Genomic DNA, 521 nt, shown 5'->3' with positions numbered 1-521 from the left:
GCGCCATGTCCGCTTCCATTCGTATCTACTATTTCTGAATGTACTACTTTTCCTTCCTCTACATCGTAAATCTTAAATGTCTCTGTGTGTCCAAAGTGCTGGAAAATCTGTCCATTTTCATATGTTACTGCTATTCTCATAATACCTTCTCCTTTTTCTGCTGCATATTTTTTGTAAATTTCCTGTTTGTAACATCCTCCAAAGCTGCAGTTGCCGCTCTGACCGTCACAGATTCTGAAATCCCCGCCCTCAATTCTGAGCGGATGTCCGTCAATAAGTGCATCTGCTATTTTCTTCCGGGCAATCTCGTAAATCCGCTGGACCGTCGTTCTTGCGATCTGCATAGATACTGCACACTGCTCCTGACTATAACCTTTCTTGTCCAAAAGACGGATTGTCTCGTACTCATCTACCGTCAGAACAATGGGTGTTTTTTTCTCCGTATCATCTGCCGGAAGAAATTCTAAAACATTGGGGAAATGGCAGACTTTTCTGCATTTTACTGGTCTCGGCATAAACTG

The 521-nt window shown here is 42.8% G+C and carries 1 protein-coding gene; it reads right to left on the bottom strand.

Annotation, left to right across the window (positions count from 1 at the left end; all coding sequences use genetic code 11):
* Window positions 1-515: DUF134 domain-containing protein (locus GPK58_RS12575; protein ID WP_215638743.1), on the bottom strand; the 515-nt coding region annotated here is incomplete at its 3' end.
* Between the last annotated feature and the right edge of the window lie 6 nt (window positions 516-521).

It is taken from the genome of Blautia sp. MCC270, assembly GCF_018785605.1.
GTDB lineage: Bacteria > Bacillota > Clostridia > Lachnospirales > Lachnospiraceae > Blautia_A > Blautia_A fusiformis.
The sequence above is the reverse complement of the archived record's forward strand: the minus strand, read 5'-3'. Positions and strand labels throughout refer to the sequence as shown.